This window comes from Bacillus tuaregi, assembly GCF_900104575.1.
GTDB lineage: Bacteria > Bacillota > Bacilli > Bacillales > Cytobacillaceae > Bacillus_BD > Bacillus_BD tuaregi.
This window is the reverse complement of record NZ_LT629731.1, coordinates 504,147-530,074: the sequence shown is the minus strand read 5'-3', so window position 1 is coordinate 530,074 and position 25,928 is coordinate 504,147. Positions and strand designations below refer to the sequence as shown.

The window sequence follows — 25,928 nt, the reverse complement described above, 5'->3', positions numbered from 1 at the left end:
ACTGTCCCCCATCGCGTTAGTGCGGTGAGGTGGCAGTCCCTTTGGTTATGGCTTTGGATAGGAAGACGCTGAATTGGGCTCTGGTGATGTTGAGGTCTGGTTTGAAGCTGCCGTCTTCGTATCCTTGTGTAATTTGTTGTTCAGCTAGGCTGTTGATTGCGTTAAAATAATGCTTTTGATCGGCGACATCTGAGAAGTGACTGGATGTCGCATCCGGTAGCCCGAAGGCCCGCTGGAGAATGACGGCGACATCTCCTCTAATAATGTGAAGATTCGGTCTAAATGACCCATCTAAAAATCCAGTAATCACTCCCGCTTCCGTCGTGCTATTGATATAGCCTGAAGCAAAGTGCCCGGAAGGTACATCCGAAAACTTGGTAGGCGCCTGAATACCAGAGTAGTTCAACGCTCTGCCAATCATCGTCACCGCTTCAGCGCGGGTAATCGGACTATAAGGATTGAAATTCCCATCCTTATTCCCGCTGATAATCCCCTTCATAAACAAATCACTTACCTCTTTTGTATACCAACTGTCATCCGCCACATCCGGGAATACATTCACGACATCCTTGCTAAAGGGCGGCTGAACCAAACCATAGCCGTACTCCATATCCTTTCCCTGCGCACCTAAATCTTCAGCTGATTTTTCCATATGAATCTTAATCTGCTTCGAATTTAAATTCGGATAGGCCTCCATATACAAAGCGGCCATACCGGCAACAAACGGTGACGCCATCGAAGTACCCGTTAACTCTCCGTATTCAGTTTGTCCAGTACCATTATAGGTACTGTAAATCTCTTCTCCAGGAGCAACAAAATCCAAATCCTGTCCAAAATAAGAAAATAATGAGCGAGCAAAATGGTTTTGCTCCCATGTTACAGACCCGACTCCCAGCACGGTAGGATAACGGGCAGGATACAATACATTTAAATTACGATAGAGCGCTGTAGGATAATTCCCTGAAGCGGCCACTGCGATAATCCCTTGACTTTCAGCCCTTTTCAATGCCTCTTCTAGCAGATACGAGCCATTTTGCGAGGTAATACTCAGATTAATAATATCGAGCCCCTGAGCCATCGCCCATTCAATCCCTTTCACGACATCGGATTGATTGCCCTCTCCTTTTTTATCCAAAACCTTCACCGCATAAATTTCGGCATCCGGCGCAACCCCAATCGCACCAATCGCATTATCCTGTGCGGCAATAATACCGGCAACATGGGAACCATGACCATTATCATCCTGATAGGAGGAGGCGCCTTGGACAAACACAGCCCCACCGGCAATTCGAAGATCTGGATGATCGATTCGAGCACCGGTATCTAAGATCCCGATTTTTACCCCTTTTCCTGTAAAACCAGTTTGCTTAAATTGCTCCAAACCAAGTGAATGATAGCCCCAGCTCATGATTTGGGCCGTCGTTTTCACCTCGGGGTCCGGTTCAATTAACTGAATATTGGCACGTTCAAGAAGACTATCCTTCCATTCAGCCGGAATCGTGACCGAAGCTGCATCCATTTCCTCAAAAAGATGATGTACCTCTATCTCTTTATTTTCTAATAAGCTATAATCTATCTCATGATTAAATATGATAATGACTCGTTCAGTTAGCTGCTCACTACTTACATTAAAAGGAATGAGCACTAGAAACAAGAATAGGAAACTAATAACATATCTTTTTTTAAACACGCCGATCCCCCTTCCATTTAATTTACATACTAACTTTAGCTAATTATACACTATTGCTGTAAGTTATTGAGCATCTACTAAAATATCAAGCAAATATTTTTTCATATAAAAAATGCTTTACAAGGTACTACAAGGCTTTTTTTTCAAAAAAACACCACCGATTCTATCCTTTTCTACAAAATTCTCACCCGTCTAATCTCATAACCACACATCCTATAGTAATAAAACGGTGACTCATAGATTGATACCGAAGATACTAGTATCAGTGCTTAACTTTTGGTAAACTGATAGAAGAAATTTGAGGAGAGGAGCAGAAAAATGTCGAAGTACGGCAAAATAATGGTAAGCATCAGTATGTTTTTTTTAACGATGCTTGGTCTATATGGCTTTCAGCAGGGCCAAAACGTTCATGCCAAAAGTATATTTGTTGATGTAGCCGATAACTATTGGGCGAAGGAAGAAATCGAGTACTTGTATGGAAATCAAATCATTAGCGGGTATGAGGGGAATCAGTTTAAACCTACGGACCCTGTCACACGTGGCCAGGCCGCAAAAATGATTATTAATGCAATAAAGGAAAAGGAATCTACCCCTTCAAAGCCTTCTTTTTCCGATATCAAAGGAAATCAATTCTCAGGCTATATTGAACGAGCTGCCCAGCTTGAAATTATCAGCGGGTATGACGATAATACATACAGGCCGAACGTCAATTTGACACGCGGTCAAATGAGTAAAATCATTGTAAATGCATTTGACCTGGAAAAATCACAAAGTTCAAAAACAGTCTTCACAGATGTTCCTTCCACCTATCAGTTTGCTTCGTATATTCAAACCCTTTATAACGAGCGGATTTCAAATGGAAATGGAAATGTATTTGAACCAGGGAAAAATGTAACAAGAGCCGAATTATCTGCTTTTATCAGCCGTGCATTGGATGATAGGTTTAAAGTAACGGCACAGGATCCAACTCCAGCACCTAAGCCGGAACCAGATCCAGAGCCTACCCCTACACCTCCTCCAGCAACAGGATTAACCGGTGAAGTAACAGCCGATGTCTTAAATATGCGTTCAGGTCCAGGCAGCAGCTATGGTCTCGTGACGGCTATCCCGCAAAACGCGGTCGTAACCGTTCACAGCATCGATGGCTTTTGGGCAAAAGTTACTTACAATAATAAAACGGGGTATGTCCATAAAACGTACTTAAAGTTGAAAAATACATCAGGCAGTGTCCTGCAAAATAGGATTATTACGATTGATGCCGGACATGGCGGCAAGGATGTTGGCGCTGTGAATGGTGATATCTATGAAAAGGATATTGCGCTGGCCGTAGCAAAGCTTGTGGAACAAAAGCTGAAAAGTGCCGGAGCAAAAACGGTGATGACGAGATCGTCTGACACCTATCCAACACTAGATGGTCGCGTCCAAACATCCATCAACAACCATTCTGAGATGTTTGTCAGCATCCATACCAATGCGGCAACACCAAGTGCTTCAGGAACCGAAACTTACTATGATACCTCCAAAAACGAAAACGGTGCAGAAAGCAGAGAGCTGGCCATTGAAATTCAAAAGCAGCTCATCGCCCTAATCGGGACAAAGGACCGCGGCGCAAAGGATAACAGCTTCCTCGTGATTCGCGAGCAACATATCCCAAGTGTCCTCGTCGAGCTTGCCTTTATCTCAAACAGTGGTGACCTAGCAAAGCTCACCTCACCAGAGTACCAAGAGCTATTCGCTGAAGCAATTTTCAGAGGAATCAAAAGCTACTATAGTAAATAATGTGAAAAGTCCCGCATACAAAGTGTGGGACTTTTTAGTATCGGCCTACACACCTACACATAAAAAAAGAGGACAGACCCATCAGCGCTTTAAAGCGCTGGGGGTCTGTCCCCCAGTGGTTTAATGCACTAAAGCGAAATCTATATCACTTAGGACACTAAATCATGCTTACTCATAATAAAACAGCTACCATTCAATATTCAAATTTGCTTATTCGTCTTTTGCTAACACTAGGCAAATTATCCTATCAGTCATTCTAGCAAACCCCGATGAATTTTCTATACTATTTAAATTTTATTAGGTTGAGAAGGAGTTTGCTTTTTACATAGCGAATATAACAACGTTATTTATAGAAAAAATGGGGGAATTGAATTGCGGAGAAAACGTACCAACCTTAGCTTGTCACTTGCCATAGCCTTGTCGTTGCTCATCGCTCCTGTTGCTTCAGCGGAGGGTGCTGACACAAAAGTCGATTATTTAGCACTAGGGGATTCGCTTGCAGCCGGACAGTCTTATGATAAAACAATCGGAAAAGGCTACACCGATTATCTTGGCAGCCAGCTGAGTAAAATTGGGGTGCTATCCAGCTTTACTAAGCAGTTTGCTGTTTCCGGCTATACAACCACTCAGATTTTGAACGATATTGAGAGCAACATCGTCAAGAACGGAGTTTCCATTCAAGACGAAATTAAAAATGCCGAAATCATTACGATTGATGCCGGGGCCAATGATCTTTTGCAGCTAATCGAGATTGACCGCGAGGAGCTCAAGGTTACCTATGATCAGGAGGAGCTTACTGCTGGTATCACTACAGTCGGGCAAAACCTTACATCCATTTTTGCCAAAATAAAAGCACTGAACCCAACTGCGGAAATTTACGTGATGGGCTATTATAATCCATTTCCGATTCTGCCTAGTCCTTATAAGGAGCAGTTTGTACCATTATTGGATGCATTAAATCAAGTCATTGCCAATGTGAGTAAGCCGTTTGGAGCAACCTTTGTGCCTACCGCCGATTCTATTGCAAAAAATGCTCTTGGGTACCTGCCAAATATTCAGGATATTCATCCAAACCAAGCTGGATATTTAGCGATTGCCAATGACTTTTGGAAGGCCATCAATGTGAAAAAGCAAGCCAGCTTTAACGATGACATTCCAGAGGTGGCAAAGGAAGAGATTGAATATTTAGTTGAAAAAGGAATTATTGCTGGCTATGTGAACGGCAACTTTGGACCGAATGACTTGATTACTCGTGTTCAAAGTGCAATCATGCTGAACCGAGCCATTGTCTATAGCGATGATTCGGCTCCAAATCCAAACTACACCGATGTCAATGATCACACCTTTGGCTATGATGTGATCGCCAAAATGACAGAGGCAGGCGTTTTTGCTGGTAACAATCAATTATTTAATCCGGGGAATCCTTTAACACGTGCGGAAATGGCTAAGGTTTTAGTCCAAGCCTTCGAATTGAAGGGTACGGGAGCTAGGAGCTTTAACGATGTCAGCAGCGACTACTGGGCTGCCGCCTATATCAGCACCCTTGCTGAAAATGGCATCACCATCGGCTACAACGACGGCTCCTTCAAGCCGAATGATTATATCACAAGAGCCGAATTCTCAATTATGCTGTCACGCGCGTTGAATGATAGCTTTAAATAGGGTACTGTGAAAAAGAGAATAAAGAGGATACTGCTTTGAATGAGAATGGATTTTACCCCTTTAAAGCAGTGGGGGACAGTCCCCCAGCGCTTTAACGCGCTGAGGGGACTGTCCCTTTTTTTCACTTTATTAGTTAAGCCAATGTTATTGCTCTACAAATGGAACAATAATTCTTGTTAGTTCAAGTAAGGTTTCTTCGCCGTTTACTGCCTTAATCATTCCGAGATTTGGCGCGAAATAGGTCACCAGGCCTGTTTTGTCCTTCACTTCTACTACATCTGTAAAGGTTCCGGCCGGGGTGGTCAGGGTCAGACCTGTAGATGTAATAACGTAGCTTGCCAGGATTTCATCTCCATATTCAATATCCCATACCGTTCCAATCTCGACAGGCTTCGCAAGCACTAACTGATATTCAGAGTAAGGAGCACCAACTTTATAGCCCTCCTCATCCTGTCTTTCAACCATTTGATAGGAGCCGCCAAATTCATCATTCACATTCCAAAGATTCCAGTCTGGATACTCTTCATCCGCATAAACATAGGAGAATTCTCCATTTTCACTGGAGTGATAATAATAGATATTATCGATATCCTTGACGTATGAAACAGGCAACTCAACCTTAAAATCATCGTTTAGTGCCCGCGCTAGGAATGCAGAAAATTGGGCTCTTGTTACTTTGTCATTCGGACGGAACGTATTGTCTGGATAGCCCTGTGTCAGGTTTTCGGCGATAATTCTTTTAATATAGGGGTAGCTGATCATGGAAGGTGAAATATCCTTAAAAGGAGCATCGACTTCAACAGTAAGCTCAAAAGCCCTTGATAAGAAAATCGCCATTTGTCCTCTCGTAACCGTTTCATTTGGTTTGTAGGTTCCATCTGGATAGCCTTGAATGATACCCTTTTCAACCGCTGACGCAATATAGCCGCTGGCAGCCTGTCCTGGTCCAACATCTGTGAACTTCGTTGCACGCTGTTCGCCGTTTAAATCCAGTGCTCTCCCAATCATAATGGCAACAGCACCTCTTGTCACCACTCCCTCCGGTCGAAATGTACCATCAGGAAAACCAGTAATTATTCCCTCTTCTTCTAAATACACCATTTCATCAAAAAATCGATGCTCTTCCGTGAGGTCCGAGAATGTAGCGCCAGCACCGAAAGCACTGCCTCCAAAACCACTGAATACCAAAACAGCCAATAAAACTAGGAAACTAGCTTTCTTCAACTTCCACCCTTCCCCCTTTCTTAATCAAAGGAAAAAATATCCTTCAAGTCCATTATATAATAGAAAACAATATCAAAATCACCTTTCTACGGCATTATTTATATTTTAACATTATTTTCCTTTTGGTTTTCATTTATTTCCCATCCAGATTCCTTTACCAATTTAAAGCGGCGGGGGACAGTCCCCCGCCGCTTTAATGCGTTAAATGATTCGTCATATAAAAAGCTTTTTTCTTCATTATTTGTTAGAATGAAACCTAGATTTCTACATCAACGGAAATTCAGCTATTAACTATTATGCTACAAGGAGAATCAAAATGAAGTTTGTGAAGTGGATTTTAATTCCGGTTGTTATTGTGCTGGCTGTCGGTTTTGGTGTTTACCATTTTGGGAAGGATTATGCTATTGAGAAGGTTACCGAGAAAATGGAATCCTCCGGTAAAATGGATGAAGTAAAAGAGATGGTGAAAAGTAACCCAGACCTTGTTTCATTTATAAAAGAAGTAGAAACGAACCCTGAAGCCCGTCAATACCTGCAAAACCAAACCACTACAGAGCAGCTTCCATTTGATACAAAGGAAGAAGCAGCGAAAGTCGTCGTTGACCGAGTCGGGATTACAGAGTTAAATGATATTGTTCAAAAAGCAAAAAGTGGTACGGTAACACAGGAAGAAATCATCCAGCAGTATTCAAGCGAATTCAGCGAAGAAGAGCTCATGGCCTTGAAAATCATCGCCTACAAAGAGCTATATGGAAACAATCAATAATATTTGGATCATGAAGCTTCGCTTTATTACTTTAAAGGAATAGGGGACTGTCCCCCAGTGCTTTAAAGCGCTGCAGGACAGTCCCCTTATTTTGTAACGGTATGAATCAAATTAGTTATTTACAATGACATTCTTCACTTGGTTGTCATTTGCATCCGTTAGCTCTGCATTGTCAAATTCAACTGTTACTTTATCCGTTAACGTGATGGCATCATCTAAACCGATGACTAAATTTCCAGCCTCAGCTTTCATGTCAGCCGTAACACTTGTACCATTAACTTTAACTGTGATTCCTTCAAATTCCTTTTCATCTGCATCTAAATCATTGGATAGGATGGCTTCTGAGAAGCTTACCACAACCTCATTACTTCCGTTAACAGTTAATCCAGTTGCTGTAGGAGCCACATTCTCGGTTAATGAAAGCTCTGCTTTATTGGCATTTTTCGCAAGCGTATTTCCAAATGCATCTGTTAAGTTGGAAGCTACAAATGTAAACTCGCCATTAACTGTAACAAACGCTTCTGGTAATGTAATACGAACTTTGTTTTTATTATCAACAAATTTAATGTCCGTATTAGCTGGTAACACTTTACCACCGATTGTATAGTTTGCCGCATCTAAAACGGAATCACTCATTCCATCTTTATCGGTATTAGCAAACACAATGTCAATGACATTTTTATCTTCCGTAATCGTTGTTGTGATGACTTCACCAGCTTCAGCACCAGCGGCAGCTGGACGTACAACGTTAAAGCTAATAGCATCATCATTCGTATTATCATACTTATCTGAAACTGTCTCTTTAGCAACTTCCATTACATACTTTTTACCAACTACTAATTGTGTTTCTTCATCAAGCGTAAGCTCTAATTTATTTAGTACCTTCTCACCGTTAACAACCGGGTGTAAAGCGGATGTTACCTCTAAAGTATTCACACTTTGATAAATTCCATCGATCGTTTTAACCGTTAACTCTTCAATCGTTGACTCTTGTACTTCTTCATTGAATTCAAGTACTAGCTTTCCATTTTCTAATGCAGTCGCACCTGCTAATGTTGCAGCTGTATTATCAGCCGTGAAAGTAGAATTAAATTTCACATCTTCCATTTCATTTTCACCATCTGTAAATCCAGTTACAACAACCTCAGCAGTAAAGAAGTTCTTATTGTTCGCAAAGAACGCACCTTCATTAGCTTTCTGTACATCAATGACAAAAGTTTTATCATCAGTAGATGTCAAATCACCTGCTTCTACTTCCACACCGCCAATGGTTACTTTTCCTTTTGAAACTTCCTCAGAGAACGTAAGAGCTAGCTTATTTCCATTCGTTGAAGTTGAAACCGTTGGAATCGTTGAATCCACTTCTTTTTCAGACACTGTGAATGATAATGTTAAATGCTCAGCTTTGTTCGCTGGTGCTGCCATATCCTTCGCACCTACGATATCAACCGTATAGGTTTTTCCAACCTCTAAAGCTTCAAGCTTCACCGAGTTAGCACCCGCTTCAAAATCCATCTCCACTTCAACGCCATTAATTGAAACTGTACCTACTGTTGATAAAGCTTCGTCAAATGAGATGGTAGCATCTGCAGTTGTTCCAGCCTCATTATAGTTATCGAATGTTGTTTCCGTTACGGAAGGAGCCACTACATCATCATAGGATAATAATGAAACATACTTTTCTGTTTGAATCGGTTCATTGTCTTCATCAGTCAACTCTGTATTTAAAGGTTGGATGGTTAAAATTGCATTATCAACCTCTGTATTGGTTAAAGTATAGATAACAGTTTTTCTATCTTCAGAAAGTTCAGTTGTATCCGCTACAATTTCCTTCCCTTCTAGGGAGAAAGCAGTCTCTAATTGTGCTTTTGTCGTGTCTTTTGCCAGTGCTGTATTAAATTCAACCTTGATTTGCTTCGCATTAAGTGCTTTTACGCTTTCTACTGCAGGAGTTACTTCTACTTTTTCAAGGTTTTCCGCATTATAAACCATTTTCGCAAAATCGCCGCGTTTTAAATGGTCATTATAACCGAAGTTTCCATTTTCATAACCGCCAGCGATTCCTGCGTCTGCAATCGCATCAACATATTGTGAAAGTTGAGCATCTTCAGCTACGTCAGGGAAAGCTGTTTTGCCGTCACCTAATTCAAGCTTATAGGCATTGGCAATATATTTGGCCATTTGGCCACGAGTAATTTCTTTATTTGGAGCAAATACGCCATCTCCAAAACCACTTACGATATTTAAATCAGCTAATTTTACAATTGCTTCATATGCTTTAGAATTTTCACCAACATCGGAGAAATTATTTTCCGGAATATCTTTACCATCTAATAATCCAAGTGCACGTGCAATCATGATCGCACCTTCAGCACGAGTGATTACCTTGTTTGGCTGGAATGAATTGTCCTCATAACCAGAAATAATTCCTTTTTCAACTAAAGCGTTGATTGCTTCCTCATGACGATGTCCGTCGATATCTGTTAAGTTAGCAGCCAATGCCATAGGAGCAACGACTCCCGCTACGATTGTTGTTGCAGTTGCAGTTGCTAGGAATTTCTTCATTGATTTTGAGTTTTTAGTCATGTATATGATTCCTCCAATGTGTTTGTTAGTTTTTTTGTTAGTAGATTAAAAGCTTAATTAACTTGTAAGTTGTGAACACTGTGTGTCAATCAAGCTATGAACCAATCATAACAGGATAAAAGACTCATGTCTTTGGTAGATTCCGTCTGTTCAACTAGTCATTGGATGTCAAACCATGAATATCCATAATCTATATGTAGAATCCCTATTCTACTAAGGCTCGAGTTACTTTTTCCTATTTTATCCAAATGGTATTTTTTTAAAATAGTCACTGATAAAACACCAATGTTAATCGTTAGAATCCCTTTGTAACAAGCATTCAGCAAGTTTCCTCATACTAAGCCACACACATTAAAGAACATTTATCGTGATATAAAACGGCTCTCTTCTATATAGAAACAACCCATCCCTCCCTCCTAGCCTAATGGTTGAAGAAGGTTCCATGCTGCTGCAAGTAGAAATATCATAAGATTTATTTGGTCAAATTCGCTCGTCGAATTTGCGTCCGGATTTTTATCGAGCTCACTCGATAAATTACCTTTAAAAAATCGCAAGACTCGCCGGAGGCTTAACTTCATTCAGCCGGGGTTTGTCCCCCACTGAATCGAATTTCCATTTGCATTCATCCCCCCACTTATAGAAGTGGAGGACTTCTGTACCTGTCGCAAGCTTTCGGTACAAAAAGCATTTGCTGAATGAAGTTAAAAATCTCTCATATAGTCAATTATGACTATTAACCTATGTTCATGTCTGGTAAAATTATACTATATAGGTGTTTTAAGGCAGCGAAAGGGGACACATATATGTCGATAAAAAAGGGGATTAAGCTAAAATTTGCCATCAGTTTGTTGGCTATCTTTATTGTGTGCAGTACGACTATTGTAAACTGGTATTTGTCTGTCGAAGCCTTACGAGACACCTTAACAGAGAATTACCTCGAGAATAATTATCGTTATGCGAAAAAAGTGGCTCTGAGTACGAGTGATTTATTTTTCAACATGCAGCAAAACCTCGAGACATTAGCCCACATCCTTGGTAGACAGGAAATCAGTCAAGCTGATTTGGATAGCTGGATGGAAGCCAATGCCGGTTATTTCAACTCCATTTTTACTACCGATGAGAACGGCGTGGTTCAATTAATGACCCCACAGGCAATCTCTAATAAAAAAGGTAGCATGCGGCCTGGTGTCCAAATCACAACAGATTTGATGAAGCAAGCATTAAAAAAACAGGAGCCCTTTGTCTCTGACCCCTATATCGCACAATCCGGAAATCTCGTTGTCCTAATCTCCTATCCAATATTTGATCAGAATGGCACCTATAAAGGCGTTGTCGACGGAACCATCTACTTAGAAAGCGATAGCTCGTTGAAGCGGATTCTGAATCACCACGAGTTTCATGATGAATCCTCTGTTTTTGTTGTTGACTGCTCTGGGACGATTATCTATCATCCTGATGTAAGCCGTGTAAATGATTCCGTGGCAAATCATCCACTTGTAAAAGAAGTCCTTCAAGGAAAAAGCGGCTCTGCTGAAATTATCAATAGTAAAGGGATGGAATATTTTTCAGGTTATGCTTATGTCGAGCAGACAGGGTGGGGCATTGTGGCTCAAACACCTACCTCTGTCATTAATAAACCTTTACAAAGCCTAACGGAAGAAATTATTATTCGTTCACTTCCACTCCTATTGTTAATCTATTTGCTTGCATGGCTGTTTACTAATCACCTGGCGAAGCCTATTAATCGATTAGCGAGGTACTCAGAGGAGGCCATTTACTCGAACAAACCAGATCATTTGTTTCCGCATTTGGAAATCAAATCCTACATATATGAAGTTAAGCAGCTGTACCAGCATATCCAGAAGCATTTCCAATTATTAAATAAACAGATTCAGCAGGATGGTCTCACCGGATTAGCCAATCGCAGGTCCTTTGATTTAGAAATTAACGATTTGATTTTACGAAGAACACCATTTTCATTGATAATGATTGATATTGATAACTTTAAAATAGTTAATGATGAGCAGGGACATTTAGTCGGTGATGATGTTTTGCGATTTATTGCTTCCATTATGGAAGACGTGTCTAGAAAGGAAGATTTCTGCTACCGCTATGGCGGAGAGGAATTTGCCATCTTACTAAGGAATAAAGATGTTGAGGATGCCTACGCATTGGCAGAGCGCCTGCGCCTTAGGCTAGCCTACACACCTAGTCCGGCCGGCTACCCGATCACGATCTCACTAGGCATCTCCACCTTTCAAAAAGAAGACAAGTTCCCAGAGGACATTATTAAAAGAGCTGACAAAGCCCTCTACCAATCCAAACGAGAAGGCAAAAACAAAACCACCATCTATGAATTCAGCTAAAAAAGAAGATCATTTTACCACACTAACGCAGCGGGGGTCAGTCCCCCGCTGCGTTAACGTTGCATCTCTCTAAAGCATCGGGGGACTGTCCCCCAATGCTTTAACGCGGTACCCCAGAGCCTAGTCATCTGTTTTAACTTCATTCAGCAGAAGTCCTCCACTTCTGCTGAATGAAGTTAAGCCTCCGGCGAGTCTTGCGATTTTTTAAAGGTAATTTATCGAGCGAGCTCGATAAAAATCCGGACGCAAATTCGACGGACGAATTTGATTAATGAAAAGGACAAGTCTTGGTTGAGTGATTTACTACCAAGGCTTGTCCTTTATTCACATTGAATACAGTTATGTTGTTTTCACAAGGGTCACGGTTATTTTGTCATGGCCATATCAGAGCGTAGCAGGAATATTGCATAGTCTCCACGTTTGGCAAAGTCGGTGGTACCAAAGGTTGTTTGGGAGGTTCCACTTGTGATGCTATTGCTGACTAAGGCTTCTACTGCTTCCTTATAACGGTCTGCCACATCTGTGAAGGCTAGAGCCTTATTATTCGCTTGAAGGTCAAAGCCTCTTTGAATCCAAATGGCCAGTTCGCCACGTGTAATGGAGCTTTGAGAATCGAACGTTGTCGCCGTTTTTCCACTTGTGATTCCTGCTTGTTTCAGTGCATTGATGTATTTGACGGCACGGCCTGGTACATCCGTAAATCCAGAGTCAGGTGCAGATTCGATATCAAGACCAAGCACCCTGACAAGCATGATAGCCGCGTCCACCCGTTTAATATTATCATAGGTTCCAAATAACGTTTCAGAAAATCCTTGGTTTCCTTTTAACACCATAAAATCAACCGCATCCTGATATTTTGCCGCTACATCAGTGAAATTTGTCATAGGAGCCTTATTTAAATCCTTTATTCTCCAAGCGGTAGTCCAAGGGACAGTTGTTTCATAAATTTCATTATCTGAAGTAATAAGAATATAGTATTCACCGCTCTCAGGAACATCAATCGTAAAATCCATATCTTCATCAATATAATATTCCCTAAAAATCACTTCAACGCGTTCAGGGTCTTCAAATTTTTCCAGCTCAGAACCTTTATAGACATATACACTAAATGAAACTCCCGCTGGAACCTCGGAGAAGCCTAGCTTGAGCTGCTTTTCCTTCTCAACAGCCACCTTAAACCAGTCTATATCGTTCCAAGCATTTAATGACATGGTATCCTGACCCTCCAAAAGGGTCGCTTGTTTGTAGCTGTCATTTTGTTCATTTGCATCAGGGGTATTGGTCGTTAAATTTAATGTGATCACTTCTGTTGAAAATGAAGTGGAATAGGTGCTTTCATCAGATGGGTTTATTTTTATATAATACGTACCTGTTTTCAGAACCTTGTGTGTTAAGGTTTGCTCTCCTGTAAGATAATATTCAGTGGTTAAATATTGAACACGCTCAGGATCGCCTGCTTTTTCAAGCTCCTTGCCGTCATACAGAGTGAAGTCATATTCCATTCCATTTGGTACATCCGCTACATTTAGTACCATGGCTTGATCCTGATTCACCTGTATTTTGAACCAATCAATATCATTCGGTGAATTGAGGGTAAAGGTTTCTTTAGTCTTCAATTCAAGCGCCTGGGTATAGTCATCATTTTGATCGCCTTCACCTATACTGGTTGTAAATTTAATGTTAAAAGGCTCGGTTGAATAATCCTCAGAATACCAATTATCATCCCCAACATCGATTCGAATATAATACGCACCCGTTTTCAGAACCTTATGATTCCAAAATTGGTTGCCGGTAAAATAATAATCAGAGACTAAGTATTCAGCATCATCTGGATCCTCAACACCTTGCAATGCTTCCTCCTCAAATAAAGTCACATTGTAGACTAAATCATCTGGTACTCCTGTAAAATCAAGCAGTATCCCTTGGTCCTGTTCCACCTGAACCTTGAACCAATCGACATCGTTTGGAGCATTCAAGGTTAACGTTTCAGTTTCATTTTCATCCAACACTATCGCTTTTGTGTACACATCATTTGGTTCATTTTGGTCTGGCTCTGTCGTTGTATAAGTAACATCAAATTCACCTGACGCAAACTCCTCTGGTTCCATTTTCACATAATAAGAACCTGCATGATCGACTTTATAGGCGAGAAACTGATTGCCGGAAAAATAATAATCATATGTCAGTATATGACCATCATATGGATTTCCATCATATAGATACACATTGTACACCAAATCTCTTGGTACATCCGTGAAATCCAGCAGTAAACCTTGGTCCTCGTCCACATCAACCTTTAACCATATCATGTCACTTGCCGATTCAAAACCAACTACTTCCGTATCGCCTTCTAGGATGGTCTGGGCATCAAAATCATCTGCAAATGCTCCTGTTGGAAAGAATGCCAGCATACTAAATAACAATAGTACAACTAACCTCATCGTTCTTCCCTCCTATTAACATTATTATAATAGAATTATAGGCGTTAACTCCCATAATCATTACCAGACCTTTCTACCTACATTTTATTCCTATCTTTCTCCTTTTGCCATGAATTACCTGTGAACTATTCGTTACAATTTTCAAAAAATATTGACTTCCTATATCAGACAGTATCACTATATTACCGGACTATACTGCTTTCTACATCCATACGATCCTCTTAAATATGCCTTCTAAAACTCTACCATTCATTCTCTATAAAGAACTTATTTGCATTCCATTTATTCAGTAGTACTAAATAACTATCAATATCATATATTTTAAAGCAAATAGATAAAGTTTTAAAATTTTCTAACAAATTACCCTTGTGTTCTTAATTGAGAATTTATATAATATAAGGGAGAATAAAAAGGGAAAAATAGTATTGAATGGAAACTGTGGTTGGTAAGCCATTGAGATATTTCTTCCTTTTTATTCTAATTTTTTGTTTCAAAAGCTTCTATTCCCTTTACAAACTTTCATCAATTTCCCGCTAACATTACTTTACTTCTAGCCGTCATCTTTACATTAATCCATTAAACTGTAATTCATTTCATCTGCAATAGCTTCTTAATCATTATATAAACAAGAGAACCTCCTCCTCATCCTCCTTTTCAGTATTGATTTTCTTTCGAAAAGAGAATATTAATGATAGTAGGAAAACTATTGAATATGTGGAGGGGTTTACGTGAAGGAATTAACGAAACGGGATCTTCAAGCAATGCAGACTCAGGAGCATCTGTTACAAACGTCTATTCAATTAATTATTGAAAAAGGCTATGACAATGTAACAATTAGTGAAATCTGCCAAATATGTGAGGTTGCTAAAGGAACCTTTTATACCCATTTTTCATCAAAAAAAGATATTCTAATAAAAATTTTAGCTGATATCAATGAAAATATGTTCGAAAAAATACTCCTAGATGAAAACCATACTACATTTGAGCAAATACTTGAATATATTAAGCGCTACATGATTACAATCCAAGAACAGGGAGTTGATTTTACAAGAGTCTTTTTAAAAATAATCATAGATGAACATTTTGATACAAATTTAGTTAAGGCCCATCTACATGCAAATATGGTAGGAAAAATACTTGATTGCGGAAAGAGTAGAGGAGAAATTAGAAGCGATATCTCAACAGAACAATTATCTCAATATCTGCAGGCATTTATTTACGGTATTATGATTGATTGGCTGAATCATAATGGGGATTATGATATTGTCCAGTATGGTCTGCAAGCAGTTCGAGCCTTCCTAGATATGACAAAGGCAGCGAATAGTTTGTGATAAATGTAACATAGTGTCATTCTATTATTTTTACTTTTTCACCTTTAATGTTCATTTTACAACCTTTTTCCTTTTTAGTAGTCAAACAAAAATGAATTATTATTGAATTTCCATTGTTTGTAATTGAATTTTATCTGGAAAGGTTTAGAATTAATCAGTGACCGGGGTCAGCGAAATTCTTTTTCGAAAAAGAACGCTTTAATGCTTTGATTTAAGAATCTATGAATATCTTTCATAGATTCATCAACAGGATAAGGAGCGTATAACCGATGAAAAAGATGTATCAAATCGTACTTGCATCTATTCTACTGTTCTCCCTCTTCTTAGCCGGCTGCGGCACAAATAATGATATTAGCAGCGGTGATAGCACTGAATCAGCAGGGATTACTGCTGGTACATATACTGCAACTGAAAAAGGATTGGGTGATATCAAGGCAACCGTGGAAGTGGACAAGGAAGGGAAAATAATCGATTTACAAATCGATGCTTCTCAAGAGTCAGAGGAGTTTGGTATTGAAGCAGCACAAAAGCTTCAAGAGGAAATATTAGCTAGTCAAACAGTACAGGTAGATACCGTATCAGGAGCAACCGTTACTAGCAAAGCTGTAATAGCTGCCGTAACAAAGGCATTGCAACAGGCAGGTGTCAATACCGATGAGATGAAAAAAGTAGCAAAAACTGGAACCGATGAAGAAACAACTGTTGATGTAGTTGTAATCGGTGCCGGAACAGCCGGAACCGGTGCATCCATTGCGGCCGCTGAAGCAGGTGCAAAGGTATTAATTCTGGAAAAAACCGGACAGGTTGGTGGCATGGCGACAACAGGGATGGGATTATTCGCCACGGAATCCTCCCTGCAGAAGGAATTAGGACAGGACGTTACCTCTGAATGGCTTTATAACTATTTGGAGGAATATAATCATTATCGTGGAAACGGTCCGTTAATGAAGGCGATTATTGATAAATCAGGAGATACAATTGATTGGCTGATGAATAATGGGATTGGCTTACGTTTAAGCTTAGGTATTAACCAAAAAATGCATGCTGATTCACCAAAAACGTATCATATGTGGACGAACTCAAAAGAAGACTTTCCAAAAGCATATGACATGATACAAGAGAAATATGATGCAAAGCTAATGCTGAATACAACTGGTGAAGAGCTCATTCAGGATAGCAATGGCAATGTAACAGGCGTAATCGCTACAAAAGAGGATGGCGGAAAGCTAACTGTTCATGCTAAGTCTGTAATAATTTCCGCAGGTGGTTTTGGTGGAGATGCAGACATGTTAAAAGAAAAATCTGGACTTAATGAATATAATTATTTTGGAATTGCAAACCAAGGTGAAGGTGTCAAAATGGCATGGAAGGCAGGTGCTGACGAACTAGGTGACGGTATTGTTCAAATTCACTTAGGTGACCTCGCTGGCTCCAAATCGATTTTTGACAGATATATCGATAATACTGTTTCACAGGTAAAAGATGTGCCTTTACTATGGGTGAATAAGGAAGGTACTCGTTTCACCAACGAAAGTATAGTTTATGATAATGTACTTTGGGGTAACGCTGCATATTCTGCAGGTGGTGAATATTTTACCATTGTTGATCAAGGCAGCATTGATCAATTTGCTCAAAATGGCATTAATATGACGGGCGCCTACCAAATGAATGGCGACGGATTAATGCATATGGGTGGCGGTAATAGCATCGATATTACGATAGATCCCCTTCCTACCCTTCAAGAAGACTTAGATAAGTTAATAGCAGAAGATGTTGTGTACAAAGCTGATACAATTGAAGAATTGGCAAAGCTAACAGGAATGAATGAAGCAAAGCTAGCTTCAAGTATTGAAACCTATAACAAAGCCGTTGCAGATGGGAAGGATACTACCTTCTATAAGGAACCTGAATACCTACAATATAATGTACAAAAAGGACCTTATTATGCTATTCGTGTGAAAGCTTCAGTATACGGCTCAATCGGTGGCGTACGCATTAACGAAGATATTCAAGCTGTTAAGGCTGACGGCCAGCCAATTCCGGGGCTTTATGTAGCAGGCTCAGATGCAGGTGGTATGTATGACAACACCTATCCCGATGTAGAAGGCTTAACAATGGGCTTCGCCATGAACTCTGGCCGTATCGCAGGAGAAAATGCTGCAGCCCACGCTTTAAATAAGTAAGTGGATAAAGAAGTTGACCTCTTCTCTATCATAAAAAATAACTCCCGTGATTTGCGGGAGTTATTCCTATTGGCCAAGAAAAGTATAGCTCACAGTGACATGTGGAGTATGCAAAAACCACCACAACTAGAAATATCTAAAGAAATTCGATCCCTCTATTACCTATGCCACTTTTCTCGCTGAGCGTGGTTGTTTTTTGAAGACACCAAAAGGCTTTCCGACCGGCAATACCACTTGACCGAAGTGAGTATTTAAGACCGCTGCTGCTGAGCCGTAGAATGAAAGCAAAGCAATAAGCAGCTCTGAGATGGCTGCGAACATATGTGAAAATTCATAGGCAATATGGAAAGAACTTAAGGATAACCCAATAAATAAACAATCAATTAAGACGAAAATAAAGAATAACACCTTGTGTGTTTCCATAGCGCCGATTGTCATAAAAATACTGAAGATTAAGTAGCCGATGAATGCCACACCAAGCTGCTTAGGGTCTGCATTGGCAAGCAAACTTTCACCAAAAGCACCCATTTGAATCAGCCAGGTCATTCCGACACCGAACCAAAACAAACCAAATGCGCTGAACGCCGTTGTTCCAAAGGTATTATTATGCTTTGAATCCAACCAGCCTGCTATTAATTGAGCAAGACCACCTAAAAAGAAAGCCCAAGGTAGAATGAGCGAAGTTCCTTCTGTTAAACCCAATTTCTGTGATGATGCGACAAGCGTTACCATTGCCAAGCCAAAAAGACCTAATGCTGATGGGTCTGCTACTGTTATTTTTACTGAGGTATGATTCTGATTATTCATGCTGCTTCCTAATTCCTCCTTAGTCATTTACGCCTTACTAAAGATACATAAATCGTCCCTGTTTGTCGATAGTTAATTATGGCACTTTACCGTTGAATTATGACAAATACATGACACTTGAAAAAGCGGAAATTTTATTTTATTATTCCTGCCACAATAAAAAAAAGCAGGATAACCTCACCCTGCTTCAAGCAAATTTTCGATTCAATTGTTCTTCCTTTTTACCCTCCTGCTCAAACAAGCATAGAAAGGCATCGACCACTTCGGGATCAAACTGCGACCCCTTGTTCTTACGAATCTCGTTCAAAGCGTGTTTCAAGGCAAGTTGATCACGATACACACGTTTAGAGCTCATCGCATCAAAAGCATCGGCTACCGCCACAATTCTAGCTAGTAAAGGAATCTCCTTGCCTTTGATACCTAGTGGATAACCCCTGCCATCAAACCTTTCATGATGGTATCGCACAATATCCAAGACACCATTTTGTCGAAATGCTTGAACATGTTCAATCATTTTATAGCCAATGGTTGGATGCATTTTAATGACGACATACTCTTCATCCGTTAATTTGGCGGGCTTTTTTAAAATATGCTCCGGTATCCCGATTTTTCCAATATCATGAAGCAGTCCACCAATTCGTACAGCCTTACACTGCTCCTTTGACAGGTTCATCTCTCGGGCTATAGCAATAGAATACTTTGCTACACTTTCCGAATGATTCCTTGTGTACGTATCACGTGAATCGAGAGCTTTTGCGAGCGTAGTGGATAAGGCAAGCTGCTCTTCCTTGACTTTATGCAAATACTTCATTAAGCCAGCCGAAATCCCCGTAATCAGCAGATAAGTTAAAAGATGAACAAGGAATGTTGCTATTGTTAATTCTGAATCGCGTATTAAATAAAACCTGCAGGCTACCACCATAATCGTAAAAGTGGTTAGAAACAGGGTTGATTTGTTATAGAAGCCGATTCCCAATAGCAAAGTCACAAAAATATACAATATATAAGTATTACTTTCACCTTGAAGAAGGATACTGTTCAATATAACACTAAAAAGCAATAAGACAATGAACCCATAACGAAAGAATATAGGATTATCTATCCACCGGTTTACTAGTTGATTAATCATGGTCCCTCCACTTTTCGAATCAAATTCGCCCGTCGAATTTGCGTCCGGATTTTTATCGAGCTCGCTCGATAAACTACCTTTAAAAAATCGCAAGACTCGTCGGTGACTTAACTTCATTCAGCCACGGTTTGAACCCAACTGAATCGAAGTACAACCTGCATTCATCCCCCACTTGTAGAAGTGGAGGACTTTTGCTGAATGAAGTTAAATAGTGTGATGAATATAGTTTAACATTAAACGATATCAAACAGACTATTTTCAGACAAGTAATCTTTTCCAGTAAGAGAATCCAACCTTTCGAAATAAAAATCGAAAGCAAAAAAATGACCCTCCGTTAACGATACAGAGGGTCGTTTCATATTCATCCATTATTCAACTTCTTCTATTGAACGTTCATTGCATTGTAGATGGCAGTTGTAAAGAAAGCACGTGAAGCCTGGCTTGTTGCGTAGTAGCGGTCACCGGCAAACACAGTCGTTCTATCGATATTGCTCATGGTTACAATGGCATCGTGTGCCCAGTAATCAGGAGATACATCACTGTATGGATGATGGGAGGCTGCTGTAAAGGTTTTACCCTTCAGGTTAAAGGCTCTTTCAACAATTACAGCCATCTGCGCTCTTGTCATATTATCATTAGGACGGAAGGTACCATCAGGGAAGCCATCAATAATACCTAATTCCTTTATGACAGCAATGTCTTTCGCAAACCGGTTTGACGAGGGTACATCACTAAAGGAATTCAGGCTTGCCGGCTGCTTATTAAGTACTCTATTAATGATCGCAGCAGCTTGTCCACGTGTTACATTTGCATCAGGACGGAAATTACCATCTTCAAACCCTTGAATAATTCCCTGCTTGCTCAACGTTGCAATGGCCGTATACGAAGGACTGCTTGCGCTTACATCATTGAATTCACCTGGCTTACCCGTAATGACACGTGTTGCTCCATAATATTTAGGTCCCCAATATGAACTGCTTAATGAATCTATTTTGATTCCTTTACTGCTGGTGGCACTGATAAATTCATTGTTTCCAATATAGATGCCTGAATGGGTAATTCCTGCTTTATTATAGGTTTTCTGAAAGAAAACAAGATCGCCTGGCTGAAGCTCCGCCTTTGAAATCTTTGTCCCAGCGTTATATTGGTCCGCAGATATTCTAGGAAGATTGATACCTACATTTTCAAAAACAAAACGTATGTATCCTGAGCAATCAAATCCACTCGGAGTCGTGCCCCCAAATACATAAGGAACTCCAATGTAGTTTTTTGCGATTTGGATTACATCCTCCTGCTGAGTACCTGCCGCTGACACGGACTGAAAAGGTAGAATTCCTATTAGTAAAACCATCATTAAAATGCGCGAAATACGCTGTCTCATGCTGCCACCTCATTACTTTTTTCTATCATTCCGACTCGAAAATTATCAAAATATGGTTGATATGTTTCAGTAACATTATTCTATCAGATAAAAAGAGATTTTTATTTTACTATTTCATTACAAGACCATATGAATATTTACAAGATTATAAAAATTTTCAATAGAAGCAGGAAAAAAGCAAGTACCATGCAGATTCTTTAAGCAAGCAATCTGCTCATCTAATTGACAGGTACATTCTTCCAGAAGCAACAGAAGAGTTTCTTCTATATAAATAGTAGAAACTCAACCGAATTCATAACATAGTAAAAAGCCCTGCAGAGATTCATTCTCTCTACAGAGCTTTCGCCTTCTATTATTCTAGTAAATGGACAGATTCTTCTATACCCGCTTTAGAGCAGACCATCCAATATTCCGCCAAGTAATCCCCCTAGTAGTCCGTCTAAGACACCTAAAAGACCTGATGAAATCTGATAAGAAACAGGAGCACCTGTTGCAGTAGTCGCACCATCTGTAATTTCAGGAGTGATAACAAGAGTGCTTCCAGTTGTGATGCCTTCCAGTAATCTTTGAATTAAATTCGTATCATTAAAGGTGTAAGTAACATATCCTCTTTCGATATCTGCAGCTGCAAGTGTGGTTTGGACTGTTTCTGTCTTACTTCCAGTTGTAATCGTAAGCTTCAGCGTATCGCCTGCTTTTACCTTTTCAAGCCCCTCAGCTTTAATATCTACCTGGAACGCTTTTTCACCAGCTAAAATATAAGCTAAGTCGCCAAGAGTATTTTTTGCTATATCAATAACTGGAGTAACAAGTGGCAGGATTGGCAGTTTAATCGTTTCTGTTGCAGAACCAAGAATTGCTTCGCCGCTTTCAACAACAGCAACTAAATCAAGAGCCTTACCGCCTGTTAAGGTTTTCAAAATATCTGTCGTTAAAGCTAAATCCACAAATCCATTATCCAGATCATTTTGCTCTAATGATACCGTTAATAGATTCATATCATTGGTTCCAAGCTTAATGACATCACCCAGTGCAAGTCCGCTTCCAGGTAATAGTTTGACGCGTAATACCTCAGGGTTGGATAATAAATCATCAAGCGAAATGCTGCCATCAATCAGACCAGGATTTAATACTTCTAGATCGATAACGCCTTTATCTCCTGGTAATTCCAAATTAGCTAAGCGATATAAGAATAAAGCAAACTCACCGCGTGTTAGATTTTCTGTTGTGGCAAAAGTAGTATCTGTCTTCCCTACCGTAATTCTGTATTTATAAAGAGATCCAACCGCCTCTTTATAACGATCAGCCACATCATTAAATGGAAGAACATCCTCAGAAACTGGCAGTTCATAGCCTCTAGCCAGGATTAACGCCATTTCTCCACGTGTAATATTATCTTGAGAGGCAAAAGTGGTATCATCTTTACCATTTACAATTCCTTTTGCACGCAGTGCAGCAACATATGGCTCTGCACGGGACGGCACATCCGCAAACCCTGACGTAGCACTGCTATCAATCTCTAATTTTAATGCCTTTGCCAAAAGTACTGCTGCGTCTACCCTTTTAATCATTTCATGTGTTCCGAATTCTGTTTCTGTCAACCCTTGGGTAATCTCATTGTCCACCAGATAATTAACAGCATCCTTGTAACGGGCAGGTACATCCGTAAAAGATGATGCCGCTTGTACTGGTATTGCCAGTAGCAATATTGCCGCCATAATGGCAGCAATGGCAGTTACCCACATTCGATTGATTTTGGATGAATAAACCATAGAAATTCCCTCCATATAATTATTTAGTCAGCCGGACCTCTATCCACAACGCTTATGTAATAGGACCTAGTGAATAGTGATTCCGACATCAAACTATACTCCTTTCTTTAAATTACCAATATCTTCTATTACTATCTTATTATAACAAATTTCAGAGTATTTGTTTAAACTTTTTATTAAAATATTTTTGAATTATACACATTCCACGGACTATTCAGACCTTACAGGTACGAAATAAACATTATTTGGAAAATAGTTATATTGAATCACCCTTCTCTTATTCTATTGAAAATATAGTTTTCGCAAGATACAACTCCTCCTTCAAATGACTCCAAACTCAATCCATCAGAAAATTTCTTTTATTACTAAATTGATCCTTTTCACCAACATAATTGATATCTGCTGGCAGTTATACTATTGTAAATAATATCTGTTCACGTATATTTAATTTTTAGTGGATTGAATCAATGTCAATGGGGTTGTTAGTGGTATGGAAAGAAAGCGGTTTAACCGATTCATTAGCTTGTTAGCTTGGAATGGAATTATAGCCTTTTTCGTAATTTTTGTCATAAAGATGGCAGGAAATGAATTCAATATTGGCTCTTTTATCTTTTGGATGCAAGAGGCGACAAAGAAATTTTCCTTCATCCTGTTCAGTCTCTTTCTCATTCAGTTGGCTTTTGTAAAAATTCAACTTAAAATCCTGAATAAAGTGGAGGAAGAATATCCATGGTTCCTTCACGTATTCAAATATTCATTTATTTTCATTTTTTTAGTTACATCCTCTATTTTTATCAATTATTATTTTCAATATTTCCAATTCCTCAAGGATCCAGCACTGACGATTGAGTGGATCACGGAGAATACGCGGATTATGCTGGCTGGCGTCTTATATGTCTTGTTCATTTTACTGCTGGCATTTGCCCTCATCGGGAATCTCTATGTCAGTTCCATTTTTACCGGATTTGTCTTATTGACCTTAGGATTTATTCATTATCACAAACTAAATCTAAGGGTTGAGCCGCTCTATCCGGCAGACTACAGACAGTTCGGAGCCTTAAAAGATGTCATACCGATGGTGACGGAATATATATCGGTTTCCCAAATACTCCTGATACTATTCTTGTTTATTGTTCTGTTTGTTCTTGTGAGGTTCTTGCCGAAACTCACCATCCCGCTTTGGGTGCGAGGAATTCTATTGGTCACAGCGCTCACGATGCTGTACTCCTATACCTATTTCCCGAAGACGTTTATGAAGGATTTTGTCAAAAATCATAACATCGAGATTGTGAAATGGAACCAAATTGAAAACTATGAAGTGAATGGGTTTGTGTTTGGATTTTTGTCCAATCTTAATATGACCATCATGGAAAAACCCGAGAATTATTCAAAACAGACGGTGTTGAATACAGCAAATAAATATGTAAAGGACTCCGACAGCAAGGCATCGGATTCAAAACCCAATATTATTTATTTAATGAGTGAATCCTTTTGGGACCCTACCAAGCTGGACGTCCAATTCAGCGGGAATCCGCTCAAATATACTCACTCACTAATGAACCAGCATTCATCAGGCGCACTGCTTTCACCCGTTTTTGGCGCGGCTACTGCCAATGTTGAATTTGAAGCCTTAACAGGGTTTTCTACAGCCTTTTTAAAAAAAGGAGGTATACCCTATCATGATATTATTGATAAAAAGAACTTTATCCCGACCATTGTCAGCGATCTAAAATCAAAGGAATATCGTGCGCTCGCCATCCATCCCTTTAACAGGGTCTTTTATAAGCGGAATGTCGTCTATGATATCTTCGGATTTGATGAATTTTTAGATATGGAAACCATGAACTATCAGGACAAAACACCTGGAGGAACGATATCTGATGAATCACTGACCTATGAAATCCTCGATCAGATCAAGGAAACAGATGAGCCGCTCTTTATTCATGCGGTTTCGATGCAGAATCATATGCCTTATAATCCTGGTGCCTATGAGAATAATAAAATTCAAATATCCGGTTTAAGCCCTGACTCCACAGCGACCTTAGAGTCCTATACTGAAGGAATTCGCCAAGCAGACAAGGCGCTTAAGATACTGGTGGATGAGCTGGAACAGCTAGAGGAGCCGACCGTGATTGTCTTTTGGGGTGACCACCTTCCGATACTTGGTGCCGATTTGGCCATCTACAAGGAAGCCGGTTTTGGAGATTCTAATGAGAAAAAAGATAATCAGCTGTATTCCGAAACACCGCTGCTCGTTTATTCCAACTTTGAAACAGCGAAAAGGGAGCTTTCTAGTGTCAGTCCGAATTATTTAGCACCGATTGTGTATGATGTAAGCGGCTTGGAAAAGCCCCCCTTCTTCCAATTTCTAGAAGAGGTTAAACAAGAAATTCCAGGCCTTAAATCAGATTTAAAAATAGACCCGGAGCTGCAATTTATCACCGAGCTTTCGGAAAAACAGGAGCAATTAATTGCAGACTATCGATTGCTTGTCTATGACCTCTTAATCGGTAAGCAGTATAGTCTTGGGACTTTGTTTCCTGACAATTAACAGATTTATGATGCGGCATTTTTAGACAACAGGTAAGAGCCCGTTGGAGACTCACTCCAATCGGGCTCTTTTTATACAATAGGAACTATACTAACCTTGCAGCTTTCTTATTCACTGAATACCTTGGCTATCCCTTTTAATTAGGTTATGTTAAACATGAGTGTTGTTTTTCGTTCCAGGCACTTCGCTTTCCTGCGGGCGACCGCCGAGCCTCCGCGACACTACTGTCTGCGGGGTCTCGACTGCCTCGCTTCTCCCGA

The 25,928-nt window shown here is 39.9% G+C and carries 15 protein-coding genes; 7 read left to right on the top strand and 8 right to left on the bottom strand.

Going from position 1 to position 25,928, the window contains the following annotated elements:
* Nucleotides 1-16: 16 nt before the first annotated feature.
* The gene (locus BQ5321_RS04910) at nucleotides 17-1,690 is read right to left on the bottom strand and encodes a S8 family peptidase (protein WP_071393460.1); all 1,674 of its coding nucleotides are present in this window, start codon (nucleotides 1,688-1,690) and stop codon (nucleotides 17-19) included.
* 318 nt (nucleotides 1,691-2,008) lie between these two features.
* Here BQ5321_RS04910 and BQ5321_RS04905 point away from each other — a divergent pair, with 318 nt between their 5' ends.
* Both BQ5321_RS04905 and BQ5321_RS04900 read left to right on the top strand, forming a co-directional pair.
* On the top strand, nucleotides 2,009-3,469 hold the full coding sequence (locus tag BQ5321_RS04905; protein ID WP_071393459.1) for an N-acetylmuramoyl-L-alanine amidase: 1,461 nt from the start codon (nucleotides 2,009-2,011) through the stop codon (nucleotides 3,467-3,469).
* Nucleotides 3,470-3,841: 372 nt separating this feature from the next.
* On the top strand, nucleotides 3,842-5,131 hold the full coding sequence (locus BQ5321_RS04900; RefSeq protein WP_071393458.1) for an S-layer homology domain-containing protein: 1,290 nt from the start codon (nucleotides 3,842-3,844) through the stop codon (nucleotides 5,129-5,131).
* A 144-nt stretch (nucleotides 5,132-5,275) separates the two neighbouring features.
* Here the strand turns inward: BQ5321_RS04900 and BQ5321_RS04895 are convergent, their stop codons facing one another.
* A complete protein-coding gene (locus tag BQ5321_RS04895; RefSeq protein WP_071393457.1) occupies nucleotides 5,276-6,355 on the bottom strand; it encodes an S-layer homology domain-containing protein in 1,080 nt (359 codons plus the stop codon).
* Nucleotides 6,356-6,671: 316 nt separating this feature from the next.
* Between BQ5321_RS04895 and BQ5321_RS04890 the strand changes: the two genes are divergently transcribed.
* The gene (locus tag BQ5321_RS04890; RefSeq protein WP_071393456.1) at nucleotides 6,672-7,121 is read left to right on the top strand and encodes a hypothetical protein; all 450 of its coding nucleotides are present in this window, start codon (nucleotides 6,672-6,674) and stop codon (nucleotides 7,119-7,121) included.
* A gap of 111 nt (nucleotides 7,122-7,232) precedes the next feature.
* Here the strand turns inward: BQ5321_RS04890 and BQ5321_RS04885 are convergent, their stop codons facing one another.
* On the bottom strand, nucleotides 7,233-9,707 hold the full coding sequence (locus BQ5321_RS04885) for an S-layer homology domain-containing protein (RefSeq protein WP_071393455.1): 2,475 nt from the start codon (nucleotides 9,705-9,707) through the stop codon (nucleotides 7,233-7,235).
* 803 nt (nucleotides 9,708-10,510) lie between these two features.
* On the opposite strand from BQ5321_RS04885, the gene BQ5321_RS04880 reads away from it, so the two are divergent.
* On the top strand, nucleotides 10,511-12,073 hold the full coding sequence (locus tag BQ5321_RS04880; RefSeq protein WP_071393454.1) for a sensor domain-containing diguanylate cyclase: 1,563 nt from the start codon (nucleotides 10,511-10,513) through the stop codon (nucleotides 12,071-12,073).
* Nucleotides 12,074-12,438: 365 nt separating this feature from the next.
* Here the strand turns inward: BQ5321_RS04880 and BQ5321_RS04875 are convergent, their stop codons facing one another.
* Nucleotides 12,439-14,514, bottom strand: coding sequence for an S-layer homology domain-containing protein (locus BQ5321_RS04875; RefSeq protein WP_071393453.1), 2,076 nt, complete (start codon nucleotides 14,512-14,514; stop codon nucleotides 12,439-12,441).
* A gap of 728 nt (nucleotides 14,515-15,242) precedes the next feature.
* Between BQ5321_RS04875 and BQ5321_RS04870 the strand changes: the two genes are divergently transcribed.
* Together BQ5321_RS04870 and BQ5321_RS04865 are read left to right on the top strand one after the other, a co-directional pair.
* A complete protein-coding gene (locus BQ5321_RS04870) occupies nucleotides 15,243-15,845 on the top strand; it encodes a TetR/AcrR family transcriptional regulator (protein ID WP_071393452.1) in 603 nt (200 codons plus the stop codon).
* A 269-nt stretch (nucleotides 15,846-16,114) separates the two neighbouring features.
* The gene (locus BQ5321_RS04865) at nucleotides 16,115-18,028 is read left to right on the top strand and encodes an FAD-binding protein (protein ID WP_071393451.1); all 1,914 of its coding nucleotides are present in this window, start codon (nucleotides 16,115-16,117) and stop codon (nucleotides 18,026-18,028) included.
* A gap of 162 nt (nucleotides 18,029-18,190) precedes the next feature.
* On the opposite strand, the gene BQ5321_RS04860 is transcribed toward BQ5321_RS04865, so the two are convergent.
* The 4 genes from BQ5321_RS04860 to BQ5321_RS04845 form a co-directional block, all read right to left on the bottom strand.
* Nucleotides 18,191-18,835 (bottom strand): acetate uptake transporter, encoded by a 645-nt coding sequence (locus BQ5321_RS04860; RefSeq protein ID WP_071393450.1) that lies wholly within the window; start codon nucleotides 18,833-18,835, stop codon nucleotides 18,191-18,193.
* Nucleotides 18,836-19,022: 187 nt separating this feature from the next.
* Nucleotides 19,023-19,964 (bottom strand): HD-GYP domain-containing protein, encoded by a 942-nt coding sequence (locus BQ5321_RS04855; protein ID WP_071393449.1) that lies wholly within the window; start codon nucleotides 19,962-19,964, stop codon nucleotides 19,023-19,025.
* Between the two features lie 382 nt (nucleotides 19,965-20,346).
* Nucleotides 20,347-21,345, bottom strand: a complete 999-nt coding sequence (locus BQ5321_RS04850) for a C40 family peptidase (RefSeq protein WP_071393448.1) — start codon at nucleotides 21,343-21,345, stop codon at nucleotides 20,347-20,349.
* Between the two features lie 389 nt (nucleotides 21,346-21,734).
* Entirely contained in the window at nucleotides 21,735-23,117 is a 1,383-nt protein-coding gene (locus BQ5321_RS04845) for an S-layer homology domain-containing protein (RefSeq protein WP_071393447.1), read from the bottom strand.
* Between the two features lie 490 nt (nucleotides 23,118-23,607).
* Here BQ5321_RS04845 and BQ5321_RS04840 point away from each other — a divergent pair, with 490 nt between their 5' ends.
* Entirely contained in the window at nucleotides 23,608-25,668 is a 2,061-nt protein-coding gene (locus BQ5321_RS04840; protein ID WP_071393446.1) for an LTA synthase family protein, read from the top strand.
* Nucleotides 25,669-25,928 lie beyond the last annotated feature (260 nt).